A 7,405-nucleotide genomic window follows, 5' to 3' on the forward strand; every position below is an offset into this window, starting at 1 on the left:
AGGCTCGGGTGTGGCCATCGAAGAACATCTCCTGTCGCTCGTACGGATAGGCCCGCACAAAGGGCATGCCCGAATAGCGCGATCGCATACAGAAGAGCTTGACCTGCCGCTCCTCTCCTGCCATGCGGACCCAGGCAGCTCCCCAGTCGACTTCCGCCTCCTGCGCGAGCTCCGGGTCTAAGGGGATGACCGCTGTGACTGTCGGCCATCCCAGCCGAGCCTTCTGCTCCCGCACCCATCGTCTAACTGTCGACTCCGCACCCGGAAAGGCATACTCTTCGACCAGTCGGGTCCAGATCCGGTGCGCCGTGTGGCGATGCTTCTTGGGGGTCTCCTGATCCGTGCGGAGCCAGCCCTCGATGATGGCGGCGACCGAGTCCATCACCCGGGAGGCCGGTTCGTGCCTCCTCCGGTACTTAGGCTCCCAGCCAGCTAGAACCTTGCGGATCGTTTTGCGTGTATGCCCAGTCTCCCGCGCGATCTGACGAATACTCTTCTGATACACCCGAGCGGCCGTCCTGATGAGCTCGTACTGATCCATCCCTAGCACTCCTCTCCCTCCCTGTCTCTGGTGTGGTCTTGCTCGAACACACGAGAAACAGCGAGCGTATCAGAGTGGGCTCCTTTTGCTCGATCATTGCCGTGTTAGGTGGGTCCCTTTTACTCTAGCGAAATCAGAAGGCTGTTACACGTGGCCTCGAAGAGCGCCCCACATTGAAAAAGACAGGCAATGTGTGGATGAACGAGTTGCCCTTTACTTGGGAGTTGGTGAGCCTCAAACGAGTGTCAGAAATTCAGGGCGGACTAACACTCGGCAAGGTATACGAAGGCCCACTCATCGAGCGGCCATATTTACGAGTTGCCAATGTCCAAGACGGGCACCTCAACCTGCAAGATGTAACAACCATTGAGGTGCCGGAGGAAGTCGCGCATCGTGTGGAGCTCCGCCCTGGGGACGTTCTGATGACCGAAGGTGGTGATCTTGACAAGCTTGGCAGGGGAACAGTTTGGAGCGGAGAGATCCCTAACTGCCTGCACCAGAACCACATCTTTGCAATCCGCTGCTTCAAGCATAAGCTGCTGTCGGCCTTTCTTGCCTACCTGACTGCATCCCGATTCGGTCGCGATTATTTCGAGGCCACTGGAAAGCGAACAACCAACTTGGCTAGCACCAATTCGACAAAGGTCGGCCTGTTCCCAATCCCGCGACCGTCAATTGAGGAGCAACGCGCGATTTGCAAATATCTCGACAATAAGCTCAATGACGTTACTCAGATCGTGAATGGCATTGAAGGCCAAATTGCCACCCTCACTGCCTATCGCAAGTCGCTAATTCACGAATGCGTCACCGGCCAGCGGCGGATCGTGGAGGCGGACATCAACCGGGTCAAAACCCATGGCTAAGAAGAAGAAAGCCCTGGAGCTGACGTTTCAGCAGCACATTGCGGATTACCTCATCCGCGAGCACAAATATGGCGTGCTGGAGCAGTCCGACATCACGGACAACGAGCACTTCATCGCGGAAGACCAGCTCTGGGCCTTCCTGAAAGCCAGTCAGGCTGACCAGCTGAAGAAGCTGGTGGACGATTACGGCACGGACGCGCGGGAGGAAGTCTTCAAGGCACTGCGCAAGGAACTGGAGTACACGCCGCTATGGATGCTGTTCCGGCAGGGACTCAAAGTGCGCGGGCTGGAGTTCCGGCTCTTCTATCCCAAGCCGCGCTCCGCCGCGAGCGCCGCCGCTGCCAAGTATGCGGAGAACCGCATCACCTTCCGCCCCCACTTCTACTTCAGCGACGCGAATCACGAGATTGACTTCGTCTTCTACCTCAACGGCTTGCCCATCGTGGCGCTGGAGCTGAAGCACGAGGCCAACCAGAACGTCGAGCACGCCGTGGCGCAGTTTGTGGCCCGCGATCACACACATAAGATTTTCCAGCATCCCTTCCTCTATTTGGCTGTGGACACCTCGGAGGTGAAGGCTGCCACCGACCCGCACCGAGAGGAGAACTTCCGCTGGCACAACATGGGGCTGACCAACACGGCCACGAATGCCGCCGAGTACCCGGTCGAGTTCCTCTATCGCGAGGTGCTGTCGCAGGGGCAATTGCTGGAGGCGCTGTCGTTCTTCCTCGTCCGCGTGCCCGAGCGTGAAGCCGAGGACGACAAACCGGCGCGTCCGGCCTCCACGATCTTTCCGCGGTATCACCAAAGCCGACTGGTGCGGCGGGTGGCGGAGGACATCACGGCCCACTTCGCCACGGCGGGCGACATCGGCAAAAAGTATCTGGCCGACCATTCCGCCGGCAGCGGCAAGACGCTCTCCATCTGCTGGCTGGCCGACCGGTTGCACAGCCTCTTCAGGCCTGACACGAACGAGAAGCTGGTGGACATCACCTTCATCCTCACCGACCGCAAATCGCTCGACACGAACATCCGCGAGGACATCGACAAGTTCACCCACCTCAAGGATGTGGTGGGCATCGCGAAAAAAGCCGACGACCTGCCGCGCTTCCTCAAGGAACGGAAATCGATCATTGTCACCACGCAGCAGAAGTTTGCCTGGGTGCTGGAGGAAATTCAGAAGAACCCGGAATTGAAGAAGCTGCGGGTGGCGTTCCTGATTGATGAAGCCCACCGCTCGCAGGAAGGCCAGATGGGCGCAGCCATCCGCCTGCCGTTCCGCAAGGAAGGCGAGCCGGACGAAGAAGCTCCCGATGAAGATCTCGAAGAGCAGATTGCCAAGGTCATCCGCGAGCACGACCTGAATCAGTTGTTCGTCGCCTTCACGGCCACACCGGCACCGGCCACCGTGTCGATGTTTGGCAAGCCGTTCGACAGCTACACCGAGGCGGAGGCCATCGCCGAGGGCTATATCGTGGACGTGGCGGCGAGCATTATTTCCTACAAGACGCTCTATAACCTGCATTGCCCCATCGTCCCGCAGCCGGACGAGGAGAAGCTCTACCCCAAGGGCGTCGTGTCCAAGGCGCTCCAGAACGTGGCGTTTCAGGACGACGGGCTGATCCAGTACAAGGCGGAGGTGATGCTGCGCATCTTCGAGAAGGATGTAAAGCCGCTCATCGGTGGACGTGCCAAGGCGATGATCGTCACCTCGTCCCGCGTGGCCGGGCTGCGGTATTTCAACATCATCAAGGAGAAGCTCAAGGAGCGCGGTGCCGACTACAAGGTGCTCTATGCGTTCTCTGATTTCGTTCATCCGGAGACGAACGAAGCAATCAGCGAATACGCCGTGAATGAGCTGCAGCCAGCCGAACTGATCGAGAACCGGTTCGAGGGCGACGACTACCGGATCATGGTCGTCGCGAACAAATTTCAGACCGGCTTCGACCAGCCCTTGCTCGCGGGAATGTTCCTCGACAAGCCGGTGCTGGATCGCAACGCCGTGCAGACGGTTTCGCGACTGAACCGCTGCTACCATGGCAAGAAGGATGTCGTAGTGGTCGACTTCACCAACAACGCGAAACAAATACTCAAAGCCTTTGCGAAGTATCGGAAGGGGACGCCGTTCGAGCCAGAGGAACCGGATCAAGAGACCTCCCCAAAGCTGCACACGGAGATTCTCGCTACGGGGGTCTTCACCCAGAAGGACGCCGCCGACGTGCTCGCGCTGCTCAGGAGCGGGACGGATGCGCAGGTGCAATTCCAGGTGAACGCCTTGCGGATGCGCTTTCAAGCGAAGCTCACCGGTTGGGAAGACCGCAAGGCGTTCGTCTATCTGCTGGCCCGCTTCGTGAAAAGTTTCCATTTCCTCGCCTGCTTCTTCACTTACTCGCCGCAGATTCAGGAGTTCGTCACCTTCGCTGAATGGGTCGGCCCGCAGCTCATCAAGGTCGGAACCGTATCCGACCTGATGAAGCAGATTCGCGCCACCGTGGTCACCAAGGTGGCGGTGCAGTATCAGGGCGTAACGACCAGCGGTGGCCCGGTGAAGCTACAGCCGGGCAAAGGAAAAGGCGGCGCAGGCCCGGTGCCAGTGAAGTCATCCGTGCAAGACATGATCGCGCAAATTCTCGCCAAACATCAAATCACCGACGAGGAAGCGCTCTACATCAAACAGGTGACGGAGGAGAAGATCGCCGACCCGGCCATCCGCACCACCGTCCAGGCGCACCGCGACGACCGCATGTATCTCGAAGGACCGTATCGCGGACAGGTCAACGGCGACATTCAGGAGACCTACGATGCACGCGCGCGTTACGACGAACTCGCCGACCCGAAATACACCGACACCGGCGGCATCTTCGACATTATGGCCGTGACGGTTATTCAAACCCATTTGTCCCTCGCTGCCTGAGGCCATGAGCAAGACGATTCACGACATCCCCGAAGCCGACCGACCGCGCGAGAAGCTCCTGCGCAAAGGTGCGGCTGCACTGAGCGACCAGGAACTGCTTGCCGTGCTCCTCGGCAAAGGCACACCCGGTATGGACGTCATGACGCTGGCCTCCAAGCTGGCGCGACTCATTGACGAGAAGGGACTGGCCGTGAAGGCCGAGGATCTCTCGCAGTTTGCGGGCGTCGGTGACGCCAAGGCGACCTTGATCCTCGCGGCCATCGAGTTCGCCCGCCGCCGCATCAAACCGGAAGGCGCGAAGATCGTGACCCCTGCCGACTTGCTGCCGCACGTCCGCCATTACGCCGACCGCAAGCAAGAGCATTTCCTATGCGCCAGCATCAACGGTGCCAACGAGATTCTGAACATCCGCGTGGTGTCCATTGGACTCATAGACCGCAGCCCCGTGCATCCGCGTGAAGTCTTCGCCGATGCCCTCTCCGACCGCGCCTCCGCCGTCATCGTCGCCCACAATCACCCGAGCGGGGGGCTCGGACCATCGCCCAGCGACATCGCCATCACCGCACAACTCAAGGCGGCAGGTGCAGTCGTTGGCATTGAGTTGCTTGATCACATCATCTTCAACAGGACCGGATACTTCAGTTTTCTTGAAGAGGGCAAGCTGTAGGGCGATCTGATGTCGCGCATATCAGCAGGGGCGCCTAACAACAGCATGCAGCTGACGGCGCTGCGCGCCGCAGCTGATGCTGGGCGTGTGTGCCGGGCATGGCACAGAACTGACGGGGTGCAAGTCCCCGTGCCAGGTTTAAGCAGAGCCGAAGGCTAGGAGAAGGGCAAGGGCGTCATCGTGAGGTGGGGTCCGAAGGAAGCCCAATCCAAAAGTGCGGGGCGACGAACAGGAACCGGATAGGGGGTGTGGTACGCTCGGGACGAGCGGGCACGTGACCGCGAAGTCCTCCATCTGCGATTGGGGCGTGCTTTATAAATCCGGCGTCTACGCATGGAAAGCTCTGTGTCTTACCCCGGGAGGCCTGCACGGTGTCTACGGGAGTGATAGGGTATGCGCCTAGTGAGTCCTACGAACGTGGAAACCCTGAAACAAGGTATGGCGAAACCTAAGTCACCCTGTTTGGACTGAGAGGGGAGCAATCCACTTTGACCGTCGTGCAGGAGTCAGCAGAGGGCATAGTAGGTACGAGGCAGGCGAGGCTAGTGAGGCACTCCAGAGCCGAAAGGCGGAGAAACAGATAGGCCAAGCCGCAACGTCTTGTACTGAAGGCCCGAACGGTTGAAAGGGTCAGTAAGCCCTGTGCCCAGTGTGCATAAAGCTGGCGGAAACGTCACTGCTCGAAAGAGCGATGTGCATGGTGGATAGAGGAGTCCGAACACCCGGTCGGCAGTCTTGCCGAAGTAATCAACCGAACCGCCGTGGTACGTGATCCGTATGCCCGGTGGTGTGGGAGGGGGGAGGCCGTGAGGCCCCTCCCTATCCCGATTAGCCGCACTAATCATTTGTAAACACAAGGAAGGCGCCGCCAATGCTTGAAATTAGCAACTGCAACAATATTGATAGCGGGAAAATCAGCATTGAGAAGCTGAAGCTGAACATCAAATACGCGATGAACGGAATCGGTAAGAGTACCATTGCGCGTGCCATTGAGCTTCAATTACGAGGCGACGGAAGCATCAAGGAACTAACGCCTTTTAAGCTGCAGGAATCCGGAGTGGAAGACCAGCAGCCGCAAGTTGCGGGCCTTGATGATGTTAAGAGCGTCAAAGTTTTTAACGACGACTACATCAACCAATTCGCCTTCAAGCAGGACGAAGTGCTGGCCAATAGCTTTGAGATATTTATCAAAACCGCGGATTACGAAAAGCAGATCAATGCAATCGAAGGGATCATCGCAAACATAAAGGAAACGTTCCGAGACTCAGAAGAGATTAACCAGGTCATTTCAGATCTAGCGACTCTCAGCGACAGTTTTGGAAAATCAAAATCAGGCTACTCTGAAGCAAGCGCTCTAGCGAAAGGAATCGGCAAGGGGAACAAAGTTTCCAACATTCCAGCGGGCCTGGAAAGTTATACCGCATATCTGCAGAGCCCACAGAATTCAAAGTGGCTGAAGTGGCTTATGGACGGCAACACCTATTCGAGTCTGTCCGACAATTGCCCATACTGCACTTCGCCGACGAAAGACAAGAAGGATGTCATATCGAAAGTGAGCAAGGAATTCGATGCGAAATCGATAGAGCATCTCAATAAAATAATTGCAGTACTCGACAGTTTGGGGAAATATTTTTCAAAAGATGCCAATGAAAAGTTGCGCGCACTGACAAACAATATAAAAGGCCTTTCAAAAGAGCAGCTCAGCTACCTCGTCCGGATAAAGGACCAAGCAGATACGCTGAGATGGAGAATGGTCAACCTGAAGGGCATGACTTATTTCTCCATGAAAGATGCGGGGGAGGTTTCCGATTTCGGTCCTTCCGGAACGAGTGTGGGTGACCACAACCGGTAGTGGCTGGGTAAGGATGGATATTCGACATCAGGGAGCGATCCGACGAGACTCTTCTAGGGTCGAAGAGGAGACTGCGGCATGGAAGACAGGCTGTTGTATGCGAAGTTGCTTGGCATCGAGTTCCCGTGGCTGATCAGCAGAGTTCAAGTGGATATGCCGGCGGAGCGCATCGACGTTTGGGTCGAGGAGGCGTCGGGAGCGCGCTTTGCGTGCGCGGTGTGCCAACAGGACGCGCCGGTGTACGACCACACGCCGGAGCAAGCATGGCGACATCTGGATACCTGCCAATGTCGAACCTACGTTCATGCAAGTCTGCCGCGAACCAATTGCCCCAAGGACGGGGTCAAGCAGGTTCGATCTCCGTGGGCGGAACCGAGGTCGCAGTTCACGCGGTTGTTTGAGATGCGAATGATCGACACGCTCAAGGAATGTGACGTGACGGGTGTGACGCGACTTACGGGAACCTCGTGGGACGAGACCTGGGGCGTGATGATGCGTGCGGTCGACCGCGGACTGGCGCGGAAAGACCGGCGCGTGCCGGCGCGCATCGGCATTGACGAGAAGTCGG

At 57.8% G+C, this 7,405-nt stretch carries 5 protein-coding genes and 1 pseudogene; 5 read left to right on the forward strand and 1 reads right to left on the reverse strand.

Translation table 11 applies throughout. The annotated features are described in order from the left end of the window. Positions 1-541: pseudogene (locus CLG94_RS03590) on the reverse strand (IS21 family transposase); the annotation flags it as partial. A gap of 173 nt (positions 542-714) precedes the next feature. Between CLG94_RS03590 and CLG94_RS03595 the strand changes: the two are divergent. The 5 genes from CLG94_RS03595 to CLG94_RS03615 form a co-directional block, all read left to right on the forward strand. Continuing rightward, positions 715-1,404: a restriction endonuclease subunit S gene (locus tag CLG94_RS03595; RefSeq protein ID WP_153062385.1), complete on the forward strand. Its 690-nt coding sequence runs from the start codon at positions 715-717 to the stop codon at positions 1,402-1,404. After that, a complete protein-coding gene (locus CLG94_RS03600; RefSeq protein WP_107561520.1) occupies positions 1,397-4,318 on the forward strand; it encodes a DEAD/DEAH box helicase family protein in 2,922 nt (973 codons plus the stop codon). The genes CLG94_RS03595 and CLG94_RS03600 overlap by 8 nt, the downstream gene beginning before the upstream one ends. 4 nt (positions 4,319-4,322) lie before the next feature. Continuing rightward, the gene (gene radC, locus CLG94_RS03605; protein WP_107561521.1) at positions 4,323-4,985 is read left to right on the forward strand and encodes a RadC family protein; all 663 of its coding nucleotides are present in this window, start codon (positions 4,323-4,325) and stop codon (positions 4,983-4,985) included. 871 nt (positions 4,986-5,856) lie between these two features. Then, entirely contained in the window at positions 5,857-6,837 is a 981-nt protein-coding gene (locus tag CLG94_RS03610) for an AAA family ATPase (protein WP_107561522.1), read from the forward strand. A gap of 78 nt (positions 6,838-6,915) precedes the next feature. Then, on the forward strand, positions 6,916-7,405 hold a 490-nt coding region (locus tag CLG94_RS03615; protein ID WP_133174623.1), incomplete at its 3' end, for a helix-turn-helix domain-containing protein.

This window comes from Candidatus Methylomirabilis limnetica (assembly GCF_003044035.1).
Taxonomy (GTDB): Bacteria; Methylomirabilota; Methylomirabilia; order Methylomirabilales; family Methylomirabilaceae; genus Methylomirabilis; species Methylomirabilis limnetica.